The organism is Micromonospora chalcea (genome assembly GCF_002926165.1).
GTDB lineage: Bacteria > Actinomycetota > Actinomycetes > Mycobacteriales > Micromonosporaceae > Micromonospora > Micromonospora chalcea.
On sequence record NZ_MAGP01000120.1, the window covers coordinates 39,244 to 61,749 of the forward strand.

At 71.6% G+C, this 22,506-nt stretch carries 21 protein-coding genes; 6 read left to right on the forward strand and 15 right to left on the reverse strand.

Annotation, left to right across the window (positions count from 1 at the left end; translation table 11 throughout):
• Positions 1 to 11: 11 nt before the first annotated feature.
• The 3 genes from BAW75_RS18245 to purN all read right to left on the reverse strand — a co-directional run bounded on the left by BAW75_RS18245 (position 12) and on the right by purN (position 2,728).
• Complete coding sequence (locus tag BAW75_RS18245; RefSeq protein ID WP_104114345.1) at positions 12 to 389, reverse strand: hypothetical protein; 378 nt, start codon at positions 387 to 389, stop codon at positions 12 to 14.
• A gap of 147 nt (positions 390 to 536) precedes the next feature.
• Positions 537 to 2,111: a bifunctional phosphoribosylaminoimidazolecarboxamide formyltransferase/IMP cyclohydrolase gene (gene purH / locus BAW75_RS18250; protein WP_104114346.1), complete on the reverse strand. Its 1,575-nt coding sequence runs from the start codon at positions 2,109 to 2,111 to the stop codon at positions 537 to 539.
• Positions 2,108 to 2,728, reverse strand: a complete 621-nt coding sequence (purN, locus tag BAW75_RS18255; RefSeq protein WP_069088272.1) for a phosphoribosylglycinamide formyltransferase — start codon at positions 2,726 to 2,728, stop codon at positions 2,108 to 2,110. The genes purH and purN overlap by 4 nt, the downstream gene beginning before the upstream one ends.
• A 179-nt stretch (positions 2,729 to 2,907) precedes the next feature.
• Between purN and BAW75_RS18260 the strand changes: the two genes are divergently transcribed.
• Positions 2,908 to 3,204 (forward strand): CD225/dispanin family protein, encoded by a 297-nt coding sequence (locus BAW75_RS18260; protein WP_043328361.1) that lies wholly within the window; start codon positions 2,908 to 2,910, stop codon positions 3,202 to 3,204.
• Between the two features lie 35 nt (positions 3,205 to 3,239).
• Entirely contained in the window at positions 3,240 to 3,785 is a 546-nt protein-coding gene (locus tag BAW75_RS18265; protein WP_043328360.1) for a DUF4190 domain-containing protein, read from the forward strand.
• A gap of 78 nt (positions 3,786 to 3,863) precedes the next feature.
• On the opposite strand, the gene BAW75_RS18270 is transcribed toward BAW75_RS18265, so the two are convergent.
• Positions 3,864 to 5,189 (reverse strand): cell division protein PerM, encoded by a 1,326-nt coding sequence (locus tag BAW75_RS18270; protein ID WP_104114347.1) that lies wholly within the window; start codon positions 5,187 to 5,189, stop codon positions 3,864 to 3,866.
• A gap of 159 nt (positions 5,190 to 5,348) precedes the next feature.
• Between BAW75_RS18270 and BAW75_RS18275 the strand changes: the two genes are divergently transcribed.
• Positions 5,349 to 5,618 carry a hypothetical protein gene (locus tag BAW75_RS18275; protein WP_043328358.1) on the forward strand — a complete coding sequence of 90 codons (270 nt, stop codon included), beginning with the start codon at positions 5,349 to 5,351 and terminating at the stop codon, positions 5,616 to 5,618.
• A 56-nt stretch (positions 5,619 to 5,674) separates the two neighbouring features.
• On the opposite strand, the gene sucD is transcribed toward BAW75_RS18275, so the two are convergent.
• The 3 genes from sucD to BAW75_RS18290 all read right to left on the reverse strand — a co-directional run bounded on the left by sucD (position 5,675) and on the right by BAW75_RS18290 (position 8,582).
• Complete coding sequence (gene sucD, locus BAW75_RS18280; protein ID WP_030501510.1) at positions 5,675 to 6,562, reverse strand: succinate--CoA ligase subunit alpha; 888 nt, start codon at positions 6,560 to 6,562, stop codon at positions 5,675 to 5,677.
• A gap of 2 nt (positions 6,563 to 6,564) precedes the next feature.
• Positions 6,565 to 7,743 carry an ADP-forming succinate--CoA ligase subunit beta gene (gene sucC / locus BAW75_RS18285; RefSeq protein WP_043328357.1) on the reverse strand — a complete coding sequence of 393 codons (1,179 nt, stop codon included), beginning with the start codon at positions 7,741 to 7,743 and terminating at the stop codon, positions 6,565 to 6,567.
• 434 nt (positions 7,744 to 8,177) lie between these two features.
• Positions 8,178 to 8,582, reverse strand: a complete 405-nt coding sequence (locus BAW75_RS18290) for a coenzyme B12-dependent isobutyryl CoA mutase small subunit (RefSeq protein WP_030501512.1) — start codon at positions 8,580 to 8,582, stop codon at positions 8,178 to 8,180.
• 402 nt (positions 8,583 to 8,984) lie between these two features.
• Between BAW75_RS18290 and BAW75_RS18295 the strand changes: the two genes are divergently transcribed.
• Entirely contained in the window at positions 8,985 to 9,695 is a 711-nt protein-coding gene (locus BAW75_RS18295; RefSeq protein WP_043328356.1) for a M23 family metallopeptidase, read from the forward strand.
• 259 nt (positions 9,696 to 9,954) lie between these two features.
• Positions 9,955 to 10,716 carry a M23 family metallopeptidase gene (locus BAW75_RS18300; protein ID WP_176722804.1) on the forward strand — a complete coding sequence of 254 codons (762 nt, stop codon included), beginning with the start codon at positions 9,955 to 9,957 and terminating at the stop codon, positions 10,714 to 10,716.
• Between the two features lie 60 nt (positions 10,717 to 10,776).
• On the opposite strand, the gene pcrA is transcribed toward BAW75_RS18300, so the two are convergent.
• On the reverse strand, positions 10,777 to 13,170 hold the full coding sequence (gene pcrA, locus BAW75_RS18305) for a DNA helicase PcrA (RefSeq protein WP_104114348.1): 2,394 nt from the start codon (positions 13,168 to 13,170) through the stop codon (positions 10,777 to 10,779).
• A 288-nt stretch (positions 13,171 to 13,458) separates the two neighbouring features.
• Here pcrA and BAW75_RS18310 point away from each other — a divergent pair, with 288 nt between their 5' ends.
• Positions 13,459 to 13,812 carry a chorismate mutase gene (locus tag BAW75_RS18310; RefSeq protein ID WP_104114349.1) on the forward strand — a complete coding sequence of 118 codons (354 nt, stop codon included), beginning with the start codon at positions 13,459 to 13,461 and terminating at the stop codon, positions 13,810 to 13,812.
• Positions 13,813 to 13,885: 73 nt separating this feature from the next.
• Here BAW75_RS18310 and BAW75_RS18315 read toward each other — a convergent pair whose 3' ends face one another.
• The 7 genes from BAW75_RS18315 to BAW75_RS18345 form a co-directional block, all read right to left on the reverse strand.
• Entirely contained in the window at positions 13,886 to 14,902 is a 1,017-nt protein-coding gene (locus tag BAW75_RS18315) for an ABC transporter ATP-binding protein (protein WP_043328351.1), read from the reverse strand.
• Positions 14,895 to 15,923, reverse strand: a complete 1,029-nt coding sequence (locus tag BAW75_RS18320; RefSeq protein WP_043328350.1) for an ABC transporter ATP-binding protein — start codon at positions 15,921 to 15,923, stop codon at positions 14,895 to 14,897. Before BAW75_RS18320 ends, BAW75_RS18315 begins: the two co-directional genes overlap by 8 nt.
• Before the next feature lie 25 nt (positions 15,924 to 15,948).
• Complete coding sequence (locus tag BAW75_RS18325; RefSeq protein ID WP_043328349.1) at positions 15,949 to 16,932, reverse strand: ABC transporter permease; 984 nt, start codon at positions 16,930 to 16,932, stop codon at positions 15,949 to 15,951.
• Positions 16,933 to 17,007: 75 nt separating this feature from the next.
• Positions 17,008 to 17,934, reverse strand: coding sequence for an ABC transporter permease (locus BAW75_RS18330; RefSeq protein ID WP_013288523.1), 927 nt, complete (start codon positions 17,932 to 17,934; stop codon positions 17,008 to 17,010).
• A 146-nt stretch (positions 17,935 to 18,080) separates the two neighbouring features.
• Complete coding sequence (locus BAW75_RS18335; RefSeq protein ID WP_104114350.1) at positions 18,081 to 19,724, reverse strand: peptide ABC transporter substrate-binding protein; 1,644 nt, start codon at positions 19,722 to 19,724, stop codon at positions 18,081 to 18,083.
• A gap of 584 nt (positions 19,725 to 20,308) precedes the next feature.
• The gene (locus BAW75_RS18340; RefSeq protein WP_030501521.1) at positions 20,309 to 20,986 is read right to left on the reverse strand and encodes a response regulator; all 678 of its coding nucleotides are present in this window, start codon (positions 20,984 to 20,986) and stop codon (positions 20,309 to 20,311) included.
• Position 20,987: 1 nt separating this feature from the next.
• Entirely contained in the window at positions 20,988 to 22,259 is a 1,272-nt protein-coding gene (locus tag BAW75_RS18345) for a PspC domain-containing protein (protein WP_420915021.1), read from the reverse strand.
• Positions 22,260 to 22,506: the final 247 nt, after the last annotated feature.

Below are 22,506 nucleotides of genomic sequence, written 5' to 3' on the forward strand. Positions count from 1 at the left end.
TCCGGCGTGGCTCAGGCGGCCGGCGGGGCGCGCGCGGCGAGCGGGCCGCGCGGCGGCAGCGGCACGACCGGCGGCCGGGGCGCGGGCACGACGGGTTCCGGCACGGCCGGACCGGCCACGCGCGGGAGCGCGGCCGGGGCCAGGTCGTCCGGTCCGTCGGCGTAGCCGAGGCCGCCGCCGTGGTCGTGCCACGGCCCGGCGGCAAGCTCCGACCAGGAGATTCCGGGGTACGCGGTACGCAGCGCGACCGGGCTCGTTCCGGCGGACGGCGCGGCGGCGAGCGTTCCGGCAGGTGGCGCGACGACGGCGGGCGCGGCGGCCGATCCCAGTCCGGCCAGGACGAAGGCCAGCGTGACGACGACGGCGGTCAACCGGTCGCGAACGCGCATGGCACACCTGCCGGTCTCACGGGCGGCGGAGACGGTCGATCGTCGCCGCGCACACGCTAGCAACCGGTTCCGGCGGCGGGCAACGGCCCGGCGTCCGGGTGCGTCCGTCGGGTGGACGACCGACGCACCCGGGCGACTACGGCCTGGTCAGTGGAAGAAGTGCCGCGTCCCGGTCAGGTACATGGTGACGCCCGCCGCCTTGCAGGCCGCGATGGTCTCCTCGTCCCGGATCGAGCCGCCCGGCTGCACGATCGCCCGTACCCCGGCGTCGATGAGGATCTGCGGGCCGTCGGCGAACGGGAAGAACGCGTCGGAGGCGCAGACCGAGCCGCGGGCCCGCTCGTCGCCGGCGCGGCTGACCGCCAGCCGCGCCGAGTCCACCCGGTTGACCTGACCCATGCCGACGCCGACGGTGGCGCCGTCGCGGGCCAGCAGGATCGCGTTGCTCTTGACCGCGCGGACCGCCCGCCAGGCGAACGCCAGGTCGCGCAGCGTCGCGGAGTCGGCCGAGTCGCCGGTGGCCAGCGTCCAGCCGGACGGGTCGTCGCCGGGCGCGTCGACGGCGTCCCGCGACTGCACCAGCACGCCGCCGCTGACCTGCCGCCACTCGGCGGGCCGCACGGCGAACTCGGGCGCCCGCAGCAGGCGGAGGTTCTTCTTGGCCCGCAGCAGCTCCAGCGCGTCCTCGTCGAAGCCGGGCGCCACCAGAACCTCGGTGAAGATCTCCGCGACCTGGCCGGCCATCGCCGCGTCGACCGGCCGGTTCACCGCGATCACCCCGCCGAACGCGGAGACCGGATCGCAGGCGTGCGCCTTGCGGTGCGCCTCGGCCACGTCCGCGCCGACCGCGATGCCGCACGGGTTGGCGTGCTTGATGATCGCCACCGCCGGCTGGTCCGGGAAGTCGTTGGCGGCCCGCCAGGCGGCGTCCGCGTCGACGTAGTTGTTGTAGGACATCTCCTTGCCGTGCAGCTGCTCGGCCTGGGCCAGCCCGGCCGGCGCGCCCGGATCGGTGTAGAGCGCCGCCGCCTGGTGCGGGTTCTCGCCGTACCGCAGCACGGCCTGGCGGCGCAGCGCCAGCCCGGCGAACTGCGGCCAGCCGTCCTCGGCCGGCGCCACGGTGGTGGCGAACCAGTCGGCCACCGCCACGTCGTAGTCGGCGATGTCGGCGAAGGCCCGGGCGGCGAGCGCCCGGCGCTGGGCGATCGTGAAACCGCCGTCGGCGAGCGCGGCCACCACCGCCGGGTACGCGGCCGCGTCGGTCACCACCGCGACCGAGGCGTGGTTCTTCGCCGCGGCCCGCACCATCGCCGGGCCGCCGATGTCGATCTGCTCGACACACTCTTCGGTGTCGGCGCCGGAGGCGACGGTGGCCTGGAACGGGTAGAGGTTGGAGACCAGCAGGTCGATGCCGGCGATGCCGTGCTCGTCGAGCTGGGCGGCGTGCGCGTCCTTGCGCAGGTCCGCGAGGAGACCACCGTGGATCTTCGGGTGCAGCGTCTTGACCCGCCCGTCGAGGATCTCCGGGAAGCCGGTGACCTGCTCGACCGGCGTGACCGGCACCCCGGCGCCGGAGATCGTCGACGCGGTGCTCCCGGTCGACACGATCTCCACGCCGGCCTCGTGCAGGGCGCGGGCCAGCTCGGCCAAGCCGGTCTTGTCGTAGACGCTGACCAGCGCGCGCCGGATCGGGCGGCGGCCGGCGTCCTCAGTGGCGTTCACGGGATGGTGACCTTTCTTCCGGTGATCGTCCAGCCTTCACGGACCAGGCGGCCGACCTGCTCGACGAGCTGGCGCCGCTCGGCGGACTTGATGCGCTCGGTGAGCGTGTCCTCGTCGTCGCCGTCGAGCACCGGCACGGCGACCTGGGCCACGATCGGCCCGGTGTCCATCCCGGCGTCGACGAAGAACAGCGTGGCCCCGGTGACCTTCACGCCGTACGCCAGCGCGTCACGGGGGCCGTGGATGCCGGGGAACGCCGGCAGCAGCGTGTTGTGCGTGTTGAGGTAGCGGTCGCCGAACGCGGCCAGGAACTCCGGCCCGACCAGCTTGAGGAACCCGGCGCTGATGACCAGGTCCGGCCGGTGCTCGGCGACCCGCGCGGTGAGCGCCTTGTCCCAGTCGGCGCGGGTGGGGTGGTCCTTGACACGCTCGACGAAGGACGGCACGCCGGCGGCGGCGGCCCGGTCCAGGCCGGCGATCCCGTCCCGGTCGGCGCCGACGGCGACGACCCGGGCGCCGAAGCCGGGGTCGGCGGTGGCGTCCAGCAGCGCCTGGAGGTTGCTGCCGGAACCGGAGACGAGGACGACGAGGCGGGCGACGGACGCGGGCTCGGTCACGCGGCAACCCTATCGGGCAGGTCAGGCGCCCCGGCCTCGGGGCAGCGGCTCAACGGTTGACCTCCCGGGTGGCGTGCTCGCGGTACGCTGCCGGTCGCCCGGTGTCCGGCCTCGCGCCCGGCCCGCACCCCACGAAGAATCCGGCACGCCGCGTGCCGTCGGACCGAGGAGTACGTCGCATGCAGCCCGGATACCCCCCGCAGCAGCCACAGCAGATCGACAACAACATGACGATGTCCATCGTCGCGATCTTCCTGTTCTGGCCGCTCGCGATCCCGGCCATCATCAACGCGTCGAAGGTCAACCCGCTGATCCAGCAGGGCGACTACGCCGGCGCCCAGGCTGCCGCCGCCGAGTCCAAGAAGTGGTCCAAGTGGGCCCTCATCGCCGGCCTGGCCTGGATCGCCATCATCGTGGTGGGATGTTGCCTCCTCGGCGGCCTGGCTGGTATCGCCGGCAACAGCGGCAGCAACTGACGCACAACCGAACCGAACCTGAGGAGCACCCAGACATGCAGCCCGGTTACCCCGGCCAGGACCCGTACGGCCAGCAGCCGAACCAGGACCCGACCGCTCAGCCGAACGACCCGTACGCCCAGCCGCCGCAGGCCCCGCAGTACGGCCAGCAGCCCCAGTACGGCCAGCAGCCGACGTCGGGCCAGCCGTACGGCCAGCCCACCTCGGGTCAGCCCGCCTACGGCCAGGACCCGTACGCGCAGCAGCAGCCGCCGTACGGTGCCGCGCCGCAGTACCCGACCGCCGGCTACCCGGCCGGCCCGGCGCAGGGTCAGGGCCAGAACAACACCATGGGCCTGGCCGGCATGATCGTCGGCATCGCCTCGATCGTGCTCGGCCTGTGCTGCCCGCTGCTGGGTGTCCCGGCCGGCATCGTGGCGGTCGTCCTCGGCGTGCTCGGCCAGAAGAAGGTCCAGGCGGGCGAGGCCAGCAACGCCGGCCAGGCGCGGGCCGCCCTGATCTGCGGCGCCGTCGGCGTGGTCGTCGGCATCGTCAGCGCCATCGCGGGCGCTGCGATCAACATGAACAACTTCGGCGCCTGACCGTCGTTCGAACGAGGGGCGTCCGGCGACCGCCGGGCGCCCCTCGCGCGTCTCTCTCCCCGCGCGGCGCCGGACGGATCAGCGGGGCGCCGGGGTGGCGCGGGGCGGGGGTGCCGGACGCGCCGGGCGGGTCAGGGTGCGGGTGGCGGCCGCGCCGAGTACCGCGCCCACCGCGATCACCAGGGTGGCCACCACCGCCACCGGCCAGGGCGACGGGCCGACCTCGGCCAGCCGCCCGCCGCCGAGCGGCCCGCCGGAGACCGCCGCGACCAGCCCCAGCAGCACGCCGGCCACCGGTCCGGCGAGCGCGGCCGGCCCGAGCAGCGCCGGCCAGGCCACATCGGCCCGTTCCTCGGCGGCCGCCCGGATCAGCCGCCGGGCCAGGAGCCAGCCGGCCGCCATCGCGGCCAGCACCGGCACCGCGAGCAGCGCGGCGCCGAGCCCGTCCATCGGGCCGCGGGGCAGGCCGGCCAGCAACGGTACGGCCTGCAGCGCGCCGACCGACACCTCACTCGTGCGGACGGCGGTGTCGGTGCCGACGGCGAACCCGGGACCGAGCAGGTAGCTGGCCGACCAGGCGATGGCGTTCGGCGCGTACGCGAGGCTGACCAGGGTGATGCCGGCCTGACCGGCCACCCCGGTCCGGTAGGCGCCGATCATGTCGGCCGCGTCGCCGCCGCCGGTGGCCACCGCCAGTCCGGCCGCCCCCGCGCCCGCGCCGAGCAGCAGCAGCGCCGCGACCAGGCCGGTACGCAGGCCGTCGCGCAGCGGCGGTGGGCAGCGCGCGGTCAGCAGCGCCCAGACGCCTGTGGTGCGCAGCGCCCCGACCAGGGCGGCCGGCACGCCGAACGCGGCGAACGTGAGCGCGGCGGTGACCGGGGAGACCCGCAGCCCGCCCGCGTCGACGGCGAACGCGGCGAGCGCGCCGAGCAGCGCGTACGCGATCCCGACGGCGGCCGCGACGGTGAGCGCCTGGCGGGGCGAGCCGGCCCCGCGCGCGCCGACGGCCCGGCTGACGTGCACGCCGGCGCGGGTGAGCCGCCAGACGGCGAGCGCGCTCAGCGCGAGCGGGATCAGGCCCAGCGGCCCGGCTGTGGTCTGCAGCGGCACGCCGTGCCCGAGCAGCCAGCCGGCCAGGCCGGCGCGCAGCGCGCCACCGAGCGAGCCGGCGTCCTCGCTGAGCTGGGCCAGGCCCAGCACGACGGAGACCGGCAGCCACGAGGTCAGCGCGGCCCAGAGCGCCGCCACCCCGGCCGCGACGGGCAACGGCGCCCGGCTGCGCGGCTCCTCGCCCGAGCGCGGCGCGGGCACCCGCGCGGCCGGGCGGGCGCGGCCGGGTGGCCGTTCCCCGGCGCGGGGACCGGAAGCCGGACGGCGTGGCTGGTCAGGGGTGACACGTGACATCGGGTCTACTCTGGCACGCCGCGGGAAGGACGGCAGTCCGATACCGGGTCGGCAGCGCGGCGAGTTCGCCGAACCCCCGCCTCAGCGGTGGTGATCCGGTCTAGCCTCGGCCTCAGACGCGACCATTCCCGTCGCGGCGCCTACCGTTCGGAGGAAGCCGTGCACGCTCCGTATCCGCCACCACCGCCGCCGCCGGCCGTCGGCCGGGACCGGACCACGCTCTGGGGCGTCCTCGGCATCGTCTTCGGCCTGTTCTGCTGCGGCATCCTGGGCATCGTCTTCGGCGCGCTGTCGATCCGCGACGCGCGGCGCAACGGCAAGTCGCAGCTGCTCGGCTGGCTGGCCATCGCGTTCGGTGTGATCAACATCGTCGCCAGCGCCATCGTGCGGGCCCGGGGCAACTCGTACTACCCGTACTGGTACCGCTGAACGCGAGGGGGCCGGCCGGTTCCCCGGTCGGCCCCCTCGGCGCGTGGTACGGCCGCTCAGCGGCCGGACATGAGCTCCCGCATCAGGTTGGCGGTCTCGGTCGGGGTCTTGCCGACCTTGACGCCCACCGCCTCCAGCGCCGCCTTCTTGGCGTCGGCGGTGCCCGCCGAGCCCGAGATGATCGCGCCGGCGTGACCCATGGTCTTGCCGGGCGGGGCGGTGAAGCCGGCGATGTAGCCGACCACCGGCTTGGTGACGTTGGCCTTGATGAACTCGGCCGCCCGCTCCTCGGCGTCGCCGCCGATCTCACCGATCATGACGATCGCGTCGGTCTCCGGGTCCGCCTCGAAGGCGGCCAGGGCGTCGATGTGGGTGGTGCCGATGATCGGGTCACCGCCGATGCCGACGCAGGTGGAGAAGCCGATGTCGCGCAGCTCGTACATCATCTGGTAGGTCAGCGTGCCGCTCTTGCTGACCAGGCCGATGCGGCCGGAGCCGGTGATGTCGGCCGGGATGATGCCGGCGTTGGACGCGCCCGGCGAGGCGATGCCCGGGCAGTTCGGGCCGATGATCCGGGTGCGCTCGCCCTTGGACTTGTTGTACGCCCAGAACGCGGCGGTGTCGTGCACCGGCACGCCCTCGGTGATCACCACGGCCAGGTCGATGCCGGCGTCGATCGCCTCGACCACGGCGGCCTTGGTGAACTGCGGCGGCACGAAGATGACTGTGACGTCCGCGCCGGTGGACTTCATCGCGTCCGCGACGGACGCGAAGACGGGCAGCTCGGTGCCGTCGAAGTCGACGGTGGTGCCGGCCTTGCGCGGGTTCACGCCGCCGACCACGTTGGTGCCGGCGGCGAGCATCCGCCGGGTGTGCTTGGAACCCTCGGAACCGGTCATCCCCTGCACGATGACCTTGGAGTCCTTGGTCAGCCAGATAGCCATTGTCAGACCCCCGCAGCTGCCAGCTCGGCGGCCCGCTCGGCCGCGCCGTCCATGGTGTCGACCCGCTGGATCAGCGGGTTGGCCGCGCCGTCGAGGATCGCCCGACCGGCCTCGGCGTTGTTGCCGTCGAGACGGACGACGAGCGGCTTGGTGGCCTTCTCGCCGCGCTGCTCCAGCAGCGCCAGCGCCTGCACGATGCCGTTGGCGACCGCGTCGCACGCGGTGATGCCGCCGAAGACGTTGACGAAGACGCTCTTGACCGACGGGTCGGACAGGACGATCTCCAGGCCGTTCGCCATCACCTCGGCGCTCGCGCCGCCGCCGATGTCGAGGAAGTTGGCCGGCTTGACGCCGCCGTGCCGCTCGCCCGCGTACGCGACCACGTCGAGCGTGGACATGACCAGGCCCGCGCCGTTGCCGATGATGCCGACCTCGCCGTCGAGCTTGACGTAGTTGAGGTCCTTGGCCTTGGCGGCCTGCTCCAGCGGGTCCACCGACGCCTGGTCGACCAGGGCCTCGTGGTCCGGGTGCCGGAACGCGGCGTTCTCGTCCAGCGTGACCTTGGCGTCCAGGAGCAGCAGCTTGCCGTCCTTGGTGGTGGCCAGCGGGTTCACCTCGACGAGCGTGGCGTCCTCGGCGACGAACGCCTGCCACAGCTTCACCGCGACGTCGACGACCTGGTCGGCGACCTCGGCCGGGAAGCCGGCCGCGGTGACGATCTCCCGGGCCTTCGCCTCGTCGACGCCGGTGTTGGCGTCGATCGGAGCCTTGACGACCTTCTCGGGCGTCTCGGCGGCGACCTGCTCGATGTCCATGCCGCCGGCCACGCTGGCGATGCAGAGGAAGGTGCGGTTCGCCCGGTCGAGCAGGTAAGAGAAGTAGTACTCCTCGGCCACGTCCGCGGTCACGGTGATCATGACCTTGTGGACGGTGTGACCCTTGATGTCCATGCCGAGGATGTCGGTGGCCCGGGCCACCGTCTCCTCCGCGCCCTCGGCCAGCTTCACGCCGCCGGCCTTGCCGCGGCCACCGACCTTCACCTGCGCCTTGACGACCACCCGACCGCCGAGGCGTTCGGCGATCGCGCGGGCCTCCTCCGGGGTAGTGGCGACGCCGCCGGCGAGCACGGGCAAGCCGTGCCGCTCGAACAGGTCCCGCCCCTGGTACTCGTACAGGTCCACGTTTGCGCGTCCCGTCCCGTCTCCGCGGCGCGCCGTCGCGCCGCCACCAGCGTTGGAAAATCAGTTTGACGCCTGTCATCAGAAGAGACAGGCCATTTGCCGCAGCCTAACGAGATGGGAACCGGCGGCAACCGAGCGGGTGCGGGGTGTGCGGTAATGCACAGCCCTCTTCGGCCGGCACCGGTTTCCGGCGGCGCCGGAACGCGGCGGCGGCCGCGGTTGTCAGCCGTCCGGGGGATGTGCCTGACCGGGCGTAACCGCCGGTCGGGGGCGTCGTTGAGTGTGATGTCGGAGCGCTGGTCAAGCGCGACGACGGGAGCGGCCGATGCCCTGTCGGTCGAGGGGTGGCGGCGGGGCATCGTGCATAGAGGGGCCGGGCGTGTGAGGGGTGCGTCCGGCCCCTCCCCCGTGCCCGGAGCCGCAAATGCGGCGGGTCAGCCGACCGGCTGGGCCACGTTCTCCCGCACCCATTCGACGATCGACCCGGTGGTCGCGCCGGGGGTGAAGATCTTCGCGACGCCGAGCCGCTCCAGCTCCGGCAGGTCGGCCTCGGGGATGATCCCGCCGCCGAACACCACGATGTCGGTGGCCTCGCGCTCGGCGAGCAGTTCGAGTACGCGCTTGAACAGCGTCATGTGCGCGCCGGAGAGCACGGACAGGCCGACCGCGTCCGCGTCCTCCTGGATGGCGGTCTCCACGATCTGCTCGGGCGTCTGGTGCAGGCCGGTGTAGATGACCTCCATGCCCGCGTCGCGCAGGGCACGCGCGACGACCTTCGCGCCCCGGTCGTGGCCGTCCAGGCCGGGCTTCGCGACGACGACCCGGATACGAGAGCTCATCTGCGCACACCTTTCACCAGGACACTGACCTGAACGAACGGTAACCCGGCGGAGCGGGGGGCGGAAAGCGGGGCCCGGACCGTCCCACGCCCGGGCTACTCTCCTACCGCTCAGGCGCGGACGCGGAAAGCCGGACACCTCCGCCGATCGGTCACTGTCCGCGACGAATGGACAGTCGGAGGCCCATCCGACCGGCGGCACGAGACATGACAAGCCAGGATGGAAACGGACATAACGAATCGCCAGTTCGGCGCTTCGGCTTGTGACAGGAGTGGCAGTTGGCTAACGTGTCCACGGTTGTCATCAGGTCCACGGACGGGTGACGACGCGACACCGGAGGTTCCACCGAGCTTCACCGAACGGTCCGGAGTCGCATCGGATCCCCGACAACGGAGGGTGTGCGTGCGCCAGCGCCTGTCGTCTGAGCCCGATCGCTATCGCGGCCGCCGTCGCGTACCCACCCCCCCGCGGAGCCGCTACGCGGCGGTGGTCACCACCGCGTTCGTCGGCGCCGGCATCGTCGCCATCGGCGCGAACGCCCTTCCTGACGCCAAGAGCGTCAACCCCTCGGTCCTCGACGAGCTCCGGCAGGCCTCGGTCGCCAGCCAGGACGCGGCGGCCCGTGCCGACAGCGCCGACCGCGCGTCCCGGTCCGACCGCACCGACAGCAAGATCACCGAGCAGGACCCGTGGCTCCTGCCGCTGCACGGCTACGACTTCAAGTCCCCCTACGGCATGCGCTGGGGCAAGCTGCACACCGGCATCGACCTGGTTGCGCCGGAGGGCACGCCGTACAAGGCGGTCCACGCCGGGACGGTCACCAAGGCGGGCTGGTTCGGCGGCTACGGCTACGCGGTGATCGTGAAGCACTCCGACGGCACCGAGGCCATCTACGGCCACTCCTCCGCCGTGTCGGTCAAGGAGGGCCAGGAGGTGAAAGCCGGCGACCAGCTCGGCCTGGTCGGCAACACCGGCCACTCCTACGGCTCCCACCTGCACCTGGAGATCCATGTCAAGGGCCAGCCGCAGGACCCGGTGGCGTTCCTCAAGGAGCGCGGAGTGGACATCCAGCTCGAAATCGAAGCGATTTACGGCGACGTAGCCGCCTCCTGACGCTCAGTACGCCCCGTCACCGCCCGGATCACACGATCCGGGCGGTTTCGTTTGGCGGAAGTCTGCCACGTCACACCCGCCGGTGTGAGCGGGACCACATCGGTAGGTGATCGTCTTCGCCGATGAACCGCCCGTCCGGTCGGCAACCGGGCACGCCGTGACGGCCCGCAGCCATTGCTCCGGCCACCCGATACCCGCCACCACCTGCGCCGACACCAGTATTTCGTGGTCACGTGCCCCTCGACTGGTGAAGGATCCCGTGCAGCACAGCAGCCCCACCCCGGACAACGCTCCCGCCCGGCACCGGCGTCCGCGCCGCGCCCGGCGCACCGCATACGTGGTCACCGGCGCGGTGGCCCTGCTCGGCCTCGGCATCGGCGGCGTGGTCACCGTCGCCGACCGGTCCGCGCCGACGCCGGCCGCCGTCGACCTCGGCGTACAGGCCCGCGTCGACGACGCGGCCCGCGCCGACCGCTCGGCCCGCGAACCGATCACCCCGTCCGCCGTCCCGGCCAGCCCCGCGCCGAGCCCGAGCGCGACCACCCCGGCGCCGAAGAAGACGGCCACCGCCAAGCCCAAGCCGAAGAAGACCGTGGCGAAGAAGGCGGTGGCGAAGAAGCCGACCTGGGTCATCCCGATGAAGGGCGCGGACATCACGTCCTGCTACGGGCCCCGCTGGGGCACCCAGCACGCCGGCATCGACTTCGCCATGCCGGCCGGCACCCCGATCCACGCCGCCGCGGCGGGCACCGTGGTCAAGGCCGGCGACGTGGGCGACGGCTACGGCATCTCGGTCTTCATCGACCACCACAACGGCTACCTGACCCACTACGCCCACCAGAGCCGGCTCGCCGTCGCCGTGGGCGACAAGGTCACCGCCGGTCAGGTCATCGGCTACGAAGGCTCCACCGGCGACTCCACCGGCCCGCACCTGCACTTCGAGGTGCACCAGGGCGCCATGTGGAACCAGATCGACCCGGCGCCGTTCCTGCGCGCACGGGGCATCGACGTGGCCTGCTGACCGCGCCACGACAGGGGCAGGGCCCGGTCCGGCCACGAGCCGGACCGGGCCCGCTCACGCTCAGAGCTTGTCGATCGGGGCGTGCCGCAGCACCAGCCACATCGTCTGGTCGCCGAAGTCGATCTGCGCCCGGGCGCCCGGCCCGGCCCCCTCCACCGCCAGCACCCGGCCCAGGCCGTACCGCTGGTGGTTGACCCGGTCCCCGGCCGAGACCTTCGGGGCCTGCTTCAGCTCACTCGCCGTGGACAGCCGGCTGGCGTCCACGCCCAGCCGCTTCGCCAGCTCGGTCGCCTTCGGCGTGCCGCCGGCGAAGCCGCCGCGGCCCAGGCGGTCCGCCCGGCCGCCGACGCCGCCGCCCCCGCCACCCCACGAGGTGTACGACCCCTCGGTGCGCTCCCAGCGGACCAGCTCCGGCGGCAGCTCCTCCAGGAACCGCGACGGCGGGTTGTACGCGGGCGCGCCCCACGCCGACCGGGTCACCGCGCGGGACAGGTAGAGACGCTGGCGGGCCCGGGTGATGCCCACGTACGCCAGCCGCCGCTCCTCCTCCAGCTCCCGGGTGTCGCCGAGCGAGCGCAGGTGCGGGAAGACGCCGTCCTCCAGGCCGGTCAGGAAGACCACCGGGAACTCCAGGCCCTTGGCCGTGTGCAGCGTCATCAGCGTGACCACGCCCTGGTGGTCCGGGTCGTCGGAGGGGATCTGGTCGGCGTCGGCGACGAGCGCCACCTGCTCCAGGAACCCGGCCAGGGTGGCCCGCTCGTCCTCGGCAGCGAGCGCCTCGATCCGTTCGGTGTACTCCCGGGCGACGCTCACCAGCTCCTGGAGGTTGTCCACCCGGCCGGCGTCCTGCGGGTCGAGGCTCTCCTCCAGCTCGGCCAGGTAGCCCGAGCGGGTCAGCACCGCCTCCAGCACCTCCTCCGGCGTGCCGGTGGCGGCCAGCTCCCGCGCCGCGTCGAGCAGCGCGACGAACTCGGCGATGCCGTTCGCGGCCCGGGTGGAGATGCCCGGCGCGTCCTTGGCCCGGCGCAGCGCCGCACCGAAGGAGATGCGGTCGCGCCCGGCCAGCGCCTCCACGCACGCCTCGGCCCGCTCGCCGATGCCCCGGCGCGGGGTGTTCAGGACCCGCCGCAGGCTGACCGTGTCGTCGTCGTTCACCACCGCGCGCAGGTACGCGAGCGCGTCGCGGACCTCCTTGCGCTCGTAGAAGCGCACCCCGCCGACCACCTTGTAGGGCAGGCCGACCCGGATGAACACCTCCTCGAACACGCGGGACATGGCGTTGGTGCGGTAGAAGACGGCCACGTCGCCCGGGCGGGTGTCGCCGTCGTCGACCAGGCGGTCGATCTCGCGGGCGACCCAGTCGGCCTCGGCGTGCTCGGTGTCGGCGACGTACCCGACGATCTGCTCCCCGGCCCCGGCGTCGCTCCACAGCCGCTTCGGCTTGCGCGAGGTGTTGCGGTCGATGACCGCGTTCGCCGCGTTGAGGATGGTCTGGGTCGAGCGGTAGTTCTGCTCCAGCAGGATCGTGCGGGCGTCGGTGAAGTCCCGCTCGAACTCCAGGATGTTGCGGATGGTCGCGCCGCGGAACGCGTAGATCGACTGGTCGGCGTCGCCGACCACGCACAGCTCGGCCGGCGGGATCCCCTCGGTGCCGGAGACCAGCTCCTTGATCAGCACGTACTGGGCGTGGTTGGTGTCCTGGTATTCGTCGACCAGCACGTGCCGGAACCGCCGCCGGTAGCTCTCCGCCACGTACGGGTGCGACTGGAGCAGGTGCACCGTGGTCATGATCAGGTCGTCGAAGTCCAGCGCGTGCGCCTCGCGCAGCCGCCGCTGGTAGAGCGTGTACGCCTCGGCGAGCGCCCGCTCGTTCGGCCCCTTGGCCCGGCCGGCGAACTCCTCCGGGTCGACCAGCTCGTTCTTCAGGTTCGACACCTGGGCGGCCAGACCCCGGGCCGGGTAGCGCTTCGGGTCCAGGTCCAGCTCGCGGGCGACCATCTGCATCAGCCGGCGCGAGTCGTCCGCGTCGTAGATCGAGAACGTCGACTTCAGGCCGGCGTGCTCGTGCTCGGCCCGCAGGATGCGTACGCACGCGGAGTGGAACGTCGACACCCACATCATCCGGGCGCGCGGGCCGACGAGCGCGGCCACCCGCTCCTTCATCTCGCCGGCGGCCTTGTTGGTGAAGGTGATCGCGATGATCTCGCCGGGATGCACGTCCCGGGCGGCGAGCAGGTAGGCGATCCGGTTGGTCAGCACCCGGGTCTTGCCGGAGCCGGCGCCGGCCACGATGAGCAGCGGGGAGCCGGCGTGGGTCACCGCGTCCCGCTGGGGGCCGTTCAGGCCGTCGAGGAGGGCCTGCGGGTCCGACCCGGGGGCCCCGGGGCGGCGCGGCGGGGTCGGCCGGGACTCCGGCGCAGGCGGGGACGCGGGGATGTCGAAGAGAGGATGCATCGCAGTCCGAGTCTATGCCGTCGGCCGGACACTTCCCCGCCCGCGCGGCCGGTCGGCGCCCGGCGGCACGTCTCACCTGTTGGTGCGTCTTCTTGCGCGCCCGCCCGGGTGGTCGGCATACTCGACGACGTGTTCGATCAGCGCTTCTACTTTTACTACGGCACCGGGAGTCCGGCAGCCGTGGGTCGCGCCTGATCACAGACCTACGAAACGCCCCGGGCTCGGAGAGCCCGGGGCGTTTCCGTCCCGGGATCCGGGTACCGGGCCCGAGCCCCGAGAGGGACGACGATGATGACTGACGTGGTGGAGTCCAGCGGCAGCCCGGCGCGCAACGGCCGGCCGGCCGCCGCCGCCCCGAGCGGCGCCGCGGCGTCCCGGACCGGCACCGACGACGCGACGGCCGCCGAGCGGATCGGTGAGATCCGGCGGCGGATCGACGAGATCGACAGCACGCTCATCGCGCTCTGGCAGGAGCGGGCCGCGCTCTCCCAGGAGGTCGGCGCGACCCGGATGGCCTCCGGTGGGACCCGGCTCGTGCTCTCCCGCGAACGGGAGATCCTGGAGCGGTTCCGGGCCGAGCTCGGCGCGGACGGCACCCAGCTCGCGCTCCTGCTGCTGCGCGCCGGTCGCGGCCCGCTGTGACGCCGTGACGCCCCCGGATACGACGAACCGCCTACCGGCGTCGAGTTGACGCCGGCAGGCGGTCCGGTTCGGTTCAGGCCGCGTCGTGGGTGACGACGATCTCCCGCTTCTCCGCGAAGTGGCAGGCGCTCGGGTGGTCCGAGCCCGGCCGGATCTGGAGCAGCGGCACCTCCTGGGCGCAGACGTCCTGCGCCTTCCAGCACCGGGTCCGGAACCGGCAGCCCGAGGGCGGGCTGACCGGCGAGGGGACGTCGCCCTGGAGCCGGATGATCGCCTTGCTCTCGCGCACCGTCGGGTCGGGCACCGGCACCGCCGACAGCAGCGCCTGGGTGTACGGGTGGGTCGGACGCTCGTAGATCTCGTCCTCGGTGCCGATCTCCACCATCTTGCCCAGGTACATCACCGCGACCCGGTCGGAGAGGTGACGCACCACCGACAGGTCGTGGGCGATGAAGACGTACGACAGGCCGAACTCGCCCTGGAGCTTCTCCAGCAGGTTCATCACCTGCGCCTGGATGGAGACGTCCAGCGCCGACACCGGCTCGTCGCAGACGATCACCTCGGGCCGCAGCGCCAGCGCCCGGGCGATGCCGATGCGCTGCCGCTGGCCGCCGGAGAACTGGTGCGGGTACCGGTTGATGTGCTCCGGGTTGAGGCCGACCAGGTCGAGCAGCTCCTTGACCTTGGTGCGCCGGCTGCCGCGCGGAGCCACCTCGGGGTGGATCTCGAACGGCTCGCCGATCAGGTCACCCACCGTCATCCGGGGGTTGAGCGAGGTGTACGGGTCCTGCATCACCAGCTGGATCTGCCGGCGCAGCCGACGCAGCGCGCCACCGGAGAGCTTGGAGATGTCCTGGCCCTTGTAGAGCACCTGGCCGCCGGTCGGCTTCTCCAGGTTCATCAGCACCCGGGCCAGCGTGGACTTGCCACAGCCGGACTCGCCGACCACGCCGAGCGTCTCGCCGGCCTTGAGGTCGAAGGAGACGCCGTCGACCGCCTTGACGTGGCCGATGGTCTTCTTGAACACCACGCCCCGGGTCACGGGGTAGTGCTTGACCAGGTCACGAACCTCGATGATGTTCTCAGTCACGGTTCACCAGTTCCTCGGCGAAGTGGCAGGCGCTGGCCCGGCCGTTGCCCAGTTGCAGCAGCGGCGGGACCTTCTCCCGGCACACCGGCTGCGCCATCGGGCAGCGCGGGTTGAACGCGCAGCCCGGTGGGATGTTCATCAGGTTCGGCGGGAGGCCCTTGATCGTGCGGAGCTCCTGGCCCTTCTCGTCCATCCGCGGGATCGAGTTGAGCAGGCCGAGCGTGTACGGGTGTGCCGGCTTGCGGTACAGGTCGTAGACGTCGGCTTCCTCGACGATCCGGCCGGCGTACATGACCGCGATCCGGTCCGCGACGTCGGCGACCACGCCGAGGTCGTGGGTGATCAGGATCATGCCCATCTGCCGTTCCCGCTGGAGCTCACCGAGCAGGTCCATGATCTGGGCCTGCACGGTCACGTCCAGGGCGGTGGTCGGCTCGTCGGCGATCAGCACCTCGGGGTCCAGCGCCAGCGACATGGCGATCATGGCGCGCTGCCGCATACCGCCGGAGAACTGGTGCGGGTAGTTGCTGAACCGGCCCTTGGCGTTGGGGATCTTCACCTGGTCGAGCATCTCGATCGCGCGCTTCTTGGCGTCCGAGCGGCTCATGCCGCGCCGGATGCGGAACTGCTCGGCGATCTGGAAGCCGACTGTGAAAACCGGGTTGAGGGCCGAGAGCGAGTCCTGGAAGATCATGGCGATGCCCTCGCCCCGGATCCGCCGCCGCTGCTCGGGGGACATGGTGAGCATGTCCTTGCCGTGGAAGCGGACCTGGCCGCCGGTGACGAACCCGGGCGGGGTGTCCAGGATGCCCATGATGGTCTGCGCGGTGACGCTCTTGCCGGAGCCCGATTCGCCGAGCACGGCGAGGGTCTCCCCCGCGTCGACGTGGTACGTGACTCCGTTGATGACCTTGGCGACGCCGTCCCGGGTACGGAACTCCACCCGAAGGTCGTCGACCTCGAGCAGCCGGCCCGAGGGGCGACCGGATCCGTCGGCGCCCGGCGCGGACTGCTCGGACACGAGAATGTCGGACAACTCAGTTCCCCTATCGAAGCTTCGGGTCGAGGGCCTCGCGGACCGCCTCGCCGAGCATGACGAAGCTCAGCACTGCGGCGACGAGGAACGCGGAGGGGAAGAACAGCAGGTACGGCGAGACCCGGATGTAGTTCTGCGCCTCGCTGATCATGATGCCCCAGGAGACGACCGGGCTCTTCAGGCCGATGCCCAGGAACGAGAGCGTGGCCTCCGCGCCGATGAACGAGCCGACCATGATCGTGCCGTAGACCAGAAGCGGGGCCAGGCAGTTCGGCAGCAGGTGCTTGAGGATGATCCGGCCGGTGCTGGCGCCGAGCGCGCGGGCCGCGACGATGTAGTCGGCCTCCTTGGTGGCGAGCACCGAGGAGCGCATCAGCCGCATCACCACCGGCCAGCTCAGCACGCTCAGGGACAGGATGACCAGGCCCATGATCGTCCACTCGCCGTTGTCGGTGCCGGAGCCGTTGAACGTGGTCAGGATGACGATCGAGCCGAGCACGAACGGCAGGCCGAAGAAGATGTCCGCGACACGGGACAGCAGCGCGTCCACCCAGCCGCCGCGGTAGCCGGCGATGATGCCCATCGTGCCGCCGACGAGCAGCGTCAGGACGGTGGAGACCACTGCGACCACGATCGAGGCGCGGGCGCCGTAGATGACCCGGGCGTAGACGTCGCGGCCCTGCACGTCGTAGCCGAACCAGGCGGCCGACGACGGCTCGACCCGGCTGCGGTCCAGCGAGCCGTTGACCGCGTCGCCGGAGGTGAACAGCCACGGGAAGGCCGCCATCACGAGGAAGATCAGGATGATCGTCGCCGAGATCCAGAACAGCGGCTTGCGGCGCAGGTCGATCCAGGCGTCACCGAGCAGGCCACGCGGCTTGTTCTGCTTCGCGCTCTCCGGCAGGCCCGCGTTGGTGGGCGCGCCCGACCCCGCCTCGGTGGGCATGGTCGCGGGCGGCGTCGACACGATCGACGCGGTATTCGGGTCACTCATGCCCGTACCTCGCTGCGCTCGGCGCGGGCGTGGTTACCCGCGCAGACTGCTGGGACGTTTCGTACGCTGCGGCGGTCACTCATAGCGGATCCTCGGGTCGAGGGCGGCGTAGAGCAGGTCCACCACCAGGTTCATGATGAGATAGACGAGCACCAACACCACGACGATGCCGACAACGGTAGCGCTCTCCTTGGTGACGATCGAGCGGAGCACCTGACGGCCGATGCCGTTGATGCCGAAGATGCCCTCCGTCACGATCGCGCCACCCATCAGCGCGCCGAGGTCGGTGCCGAGCAGGGTGACCACCGGGATGAGCGAGTTGCGCAGCAGGTGCACGCCGACCACGCGGCGCATCGGGAGGCCCTTGGCGATCGCGGTGCGGACGTAGTCGGCACGCCGGTTCTCGGCGATGCTCGTACGCGCCACCCGGGCGATGTACGCCATCGATGCGCTTCCGAGCACGAAGCCCGGCACGATCAGTTCACTGAACCGCATCTCGTTGGACACGGTCGGGTTGATGATGCCCCACTTCACGCCGAGCAGCCACTGCAGCACGAAGCCGATGACGAAGACCGGGAGGGCGATCAGGAAGAGGGTGGAGACCAGGACCAGGTTGTCCAGGAAGCCGTTGCGCCGCAGGCCGGTGAGGATGCCGGCGCCGAGACCGATCACGGCCTCGATGGCGAGGGCGACCACCGCCAGCTTCAGGGTGTTCGGGTACGACGTGGCGATGATGTCGCTGATCTCGCGACCGCCGAACGTGATACCGAAGTCACCCTGCAGAAGGTTCTTCATGTAGCTGGCGTACTGCACCCAGATCGACTCGTCGAGGTTGTACTTCTCGGTCATCATGGCGCGGTAGTTCGGCGGGCAACCGCGGTCGCCGCACTTGCCGGCGAAGGGGTCACCGGGCACTGACCAGACGAGCCAGTAGATCAGGAACGTCGTACCGATGAACACCGGCACGAGTTGCAGCAGCCGTCTCAAGAGATAACGGCCCATGGGGTGGTCCTCCAGACAGGGAGCGCCGGGGCGGGCCGGCGCGGCGGCGACAACGTTGCGAGGGGTTCGTTGTACACCCCCTCGCGGAACGGCCCCGGGTCGGGCTCACCGGTAGGCGAGCCCGACCCGGGGTCAGAGCGTTCGGATCAGAGCTCGACCGAGGTGATGTCGAGCTCGCCGACGTTGGTCAGCTCGAGCTTCTTGATCTTCTCCGAGTGGCCGGACTGCTGGCCACCGAAGTAGATCGGCATCGACGGAACGTCCTGGTCGATCAGCTTGACGGCCTCAGCGAACTTCTTGTGGGCCTCCTCGAGGCTGGGGGCCGCGGTGGCCTCCTTCGAGAGGGCGTCCACCTGCGGGTTGCTGTACTTGCCGTCGTTCGAGGAACCACCGGTGACGTAGAGCGGGTTGATCCAGTTCTCCACGTCCGGGTAGTCCTGCTGCCAGCCGGCCCGGTACGCGCCGGTCATCTTGTAGGCGTTGATGTTGGCGCGGAAGACCGCGAAGGTCGGCACGCCGACGGCGACCGCGTCGATGCCCAGGTTGGTCTTGATCTGCTGGGCGACGGCCTCCATCCACTCCTTGTGGCTGGCGTCCGCGTTGTACGACAGGGTCAGCTTGCCCTGGAAGCCACCGGACTCGGCGTAGAGCTTCTTGGCCTCGGCCACGTCGAACTTGCAGGAGGTGCAGTTGCCCGGCTCGGCGCCCGGGGTCAGCGGGTTGGCCCAGCTGTCGGCCGGCTTACGGGTACCGAAGAAGATCTTGTCGGTGATCGCCTGCCGGTCGATGGACAGCGAGATCGCCTTGCGCAGCTTCGGGTTCTGGAAGCGCTTGTCGTAGATCGGGAAGGCGATGATGCCGGTCGACGGGGTGGTCGAGGACATGGCCCGCTCGGCCAGGTCGGTCTTCCACTTGTCACCGGCCAGCGCGGAGACCGGAACCTGCTGCTGGAAGTCCAGGTTGCCGGCGAGCAGGTCGTTGTAGGCCGCCGTGTCGTCCTGGTAGATCTTGACGGTGACGTCCTTGATCTTCATCTTGTCGCGCAGGCTGTAGTCGTCGAAGCGGGTCAGCTTGATCTCGACGTCGTCCTGCCAGGAGACGAGCTTGACCGGGCCGTTACCGATCGGCTTCTTGCCGAACTCCGCCGGGGTGGTGGAGAAGAAGGCGTCCGGCAGCGGCACGAAGGCGCTGTAGCCGAGCTTGGTCGGGAACACGGCGGTCGGCGCGTTCAGCGTGACCTCGAAGTTCCAGTCGTCGACGACCTTGAGGCCGGACATGTCCTTGGCCTTGGGCTCCGGGGCCTTCTGCGGGCCGTCCGGGCCGTCCGGGTCCTCGGTGTAGACCTCGTCGAAGCCCTGGATGTCGGAGAAGAAGGAGGCGTTCTGCGCGCCGTTCGGGCCGTACGCCGCCCAGTTCCAGGCCTTGACGAAGCTCTCGGCCTTGACGGTGGTGCCGTCGTGGAACTTGGTGTTCTGCTTGATCTTGATCTTGAAGACCTTCGAGTCGCTCGTCTCGATCGACTCGGCGAGCAGGTTCTGCGGCGCCCCACCGTTGTTGGGGTACTCGACCAGACCGCTCCACATCCAGTCGATGATCGCGCCGCCACCGGTCTCGGTGGTGTTCGCCGGAACCAGGGGGTTCTCCGGCTGGGTACCGTCGATGACGATCGCGCCGTCCGAGCTGGCGCCGGCGTCGCCACCGTCGTTGTTCCCGCTGGAGCAGCCGGACGCGACGAGCGCGAATGCCGCGCCCACCGCGAGCGCGCCGCTCGCCCGCTTCGAGACTCTCATTCCGAGGGGCCTCCTCTTTCTTAACCTGGTTCCGTCGTGGGTTTCACGCACGTTTGGGGGTGACACCACCGGCGACCCGGACAAGCCGGACGTCGGTTTACCGCAGAGGATTTCGGGACACCCCAGGGGTACCGATCCGCCGGGCGCCACACCTTGGACGTGGGCACCGCGCAGGGTCGACAACCACGCGGCGACGCTGGTGGCGGCGTCCACGTGGTCGGCAGGCCCGACGAGATGCCTCACACCGGGGGGTGAGGTGCTGCCATTGTGACACCCACCGGCCCTTTCCGTGAAGGTGCCGTTATCAAGACGTTAGTTGCCCGCCACGTTGCCGATACTTGAGAAAAGATCACAAAGCGTACGGACGATAGGGCCCTGAACAGGCAAGACGGGCACATGGAGGTTGACGGGCATCCCTGCCGCCCGCATGCGCTGTGACGTGGACCGCGCCCGCTCCGGGCCCGTCAACGGGCGCACGGCTGCGGCTTTTTTGTCCGTCCGGAGGATACCGACGTCGACTGTGCGGACAACAACGACCCCCCGGGGGGACGATGCCTCCCAGGGGGTCGCCGAGCGACGTGGGCTCAGACCAGGCGGCGGTCGGCAGCCCAGCGGGACAGCTCGTACCGGTTCGACATCTGGAGCTTGCGCAGGACGTTGGAGACGTGCGTCTCGACCGTCTTGATCGAGATGTACAGCTCCTTGGCGATCTCCTTGTAGGCGTACCCGCGGGCGAGCAGCCGGAGCACCTCGCGCTCCCGGTTGGTGAGCTGGTCCAGCTCGGGGTCGGCCACCGGCGCGTCCGGCCGGGACGCGAACGCGTCAAGCACGAACCCGGCCAGCCGGGGGCTGAACACGGCGTCGCCGTCGGCCACCCGGCGGATCGCGTCGGTCAGCTCCTCCGGGGATATCGTCTTGGTGACGTAGCCCCGCGCGCCGGCCCGGATCAGCCCGATCACGTCCTCGGCGGCGTCGGACACGCTCAGCGCGAGGAACCGCACCTGTGGGTGGGTACGCCGCATCGCCTCCAGCACCGCGCGGCCGCCGCCGTCGGGCATGTGCACGTCGAGCAGCACCACGTCCGGCGCGGTGGCCGCGATCCGGGTCACCGCCTCGGCCACCGAGCTGGCCTCGCCGACCACCTCGACCCGCGCGCCCAGCTCGGCGCGCACGCCGGCCCGGAACATCGCGTGGTCGTCGACGAGGAAGACCCGCAGCGGCCCGCGCGGCGCCGTGCCCTCGACCGGTTCCTGCTCGGACATGTCACCTGTCCCTTTCCGCCGTGGAGCCGGAGCCGCTGATCGGCAGGATCAGCCGGACCTCGGTCCCTTCTCCCGGCTCGGACCGGATCTCCGCCCGGCCGCCGTGCCGCTTCATCCGCCCGATGATCGATCCTCGGACGCCGTGCCGGTGATTCTCCACCGTATCCGGGTCGAAGCCCTTGCCCCGGTCCCGCACGAAGACGCTCACCTGCTCCGGCTCCACCTCGGCGTAGAGCGACACGGTCTGCACACCGGCGTGCCGGGCCGCGTTGACCAGGGCCTCCCGGGCGGCGGCCACGAGCGCGCCGACCCGCTCGTCGGTCTCCCGGTCGCCGACGACCACCGCCTCGACAGTGATGGCGAACGTGTCCTCCACCTCGGCGGCGGCCTGCTCCAGCGCGGCCGCGAACCGCTCGGTCGGCGAGGCGGTCGGCTTGTAGAGCCAGTTGCGCAGCGAGCGCTCCTGGCCACGGGCCAGCCGCTGCACCGTCTTGACGTCGCTGGCGTTGCGCTGGATCAGGGCCAGCGTGTGCAGCACCTGGTCGTGGACCATGGCGGCCAGCTCGGCCCGCTCCTGCTCGCGGATGCGTCCCTCCCGCTCCGAGCGGAGCTGGTTCCAGGTCCGCCAGAGCACCGGGCCGGTCACCACGCCGACGCCGGCCAGCCCGACCAGCGCGAAGATCACGCCGTTGAGCACCGCGTCGAAGTTCTGCGCCGGCGAGTAGACGGCCGCCACGCCGATGATGCCGACCGCGACGAGCACGCCGCCGCCGATGAAGCGCAGCACGAACGCGCGCCGGTCGGTCTCCTCCACCACCGCGCCCAGCCAGGGCACCGCCGCGTCGCCCCACTGCCGGCGCCGCTCCGGCCCGGACTGGTGCCAGATGACGCCCGCGCCGACCGCGATGATCGCCACCAGCCAGCCGGCGCCGCCGGCCGCGCCCACCGAGTTGAAGGCGAAGACCTGCAACAGCAGTACGCCCAGCCCGATCGCCACGAACGGCAGCAGCTGGGCCAGGTCACGGCGCGGCGGGACGGCGGTGTCGCCGGGGCGGGGTGGCACCACCGCCCAGAATGCTGCGTAGAGCAGCAGCCCGAGGCCGCTGAGCCCGAGCAGGACCATGAACGCCATCCGCACCCGCAGCACCGGGATGCCCAGGTGCTCGGCGATGCCCGCGGCCACCCCGGCGGCCAGCCGGTGCTCGGTGGCCCGGTAGAGGCGCGGGGCGTGCGGGGCAGGGGTGCTGCTGATCGGAAACTCCCAGGTCGAGATGGAGAGGGCGGCGGCGCCGACGCTCAGATCGTCACACGGCGGCGACGTCCCGGACCACGGGGACGCCCCGGACTTTCGCCACCGGCGGATCTCAGGGTGGGGTCAGGGTCGGGTCCTGAGGCAGTCCGGGCGGCCGGGCAAGCAGTATCGGAGGCATGACCGAGGACGCTGCCCGTCCGCCCCGCCCCTGGGCGGCAGCACAGGACGCCCCGCCGCCGACCCCGGTGGGGGCGGCGGCGGGGCGTCC